Origin of the sequence: Pseudomonas sp. BJa3 (genome assembly GCF_026343815.1) — a bacterium.
Lineage (GTDB): Bacteria > Pseudomonadota > Gammaproteobacteria > Pseudomonadales > Pseudomonadaceae > Aquipseudomonas > Aquipseudomonas soli.
The window spans coordinates 1-276 of sequence record NZ_JAOXMC010000153.1 but is presented as its reverse complement, the minus strand read 5'-3'; the positions used below and the strand labels follow the sequence as shown (position 1 = coordinate 276).

Here is a 276-nt window from a genome sequence, read left to right as displayed (position 1 = left end):
AGTGCTGGACCCGCGGGTGCGGCTGGAGGCCTCGGCATGAGCGCTCCGAACACTCCCCAGGCAAATGCCATGCAAACCGCCGCCCCCGCGCTGAAGCGCGAATCGCCCTGGCGCCGCAACCTGCTGGAATTCCTGTCGTCCAAGACGGCGGTGTTCGGGCTGGTGATCGCCACCCTGCTGATCCTGGCCGCCATCCTGGCGCCGTGGATCTCGCCGCAGAACCCCTACGACCTGCTGCAGATCGACGTGCTGGACGCGCGCCTGGCGCCGGGCACG

The 276-nt window shown here is 69.6% G+C and carries 1 pseudogene; it reads left to right on the top strand.

Annotated elements, in window-relative coordinates:
• Nucleotides 1-69: 69 nt before the first annotated feature.
• Nucleotides 70-276, top strand: a pseudogene (locus tag OH705_RS27225) (ABC transporter permease); the annotation flags it as partial.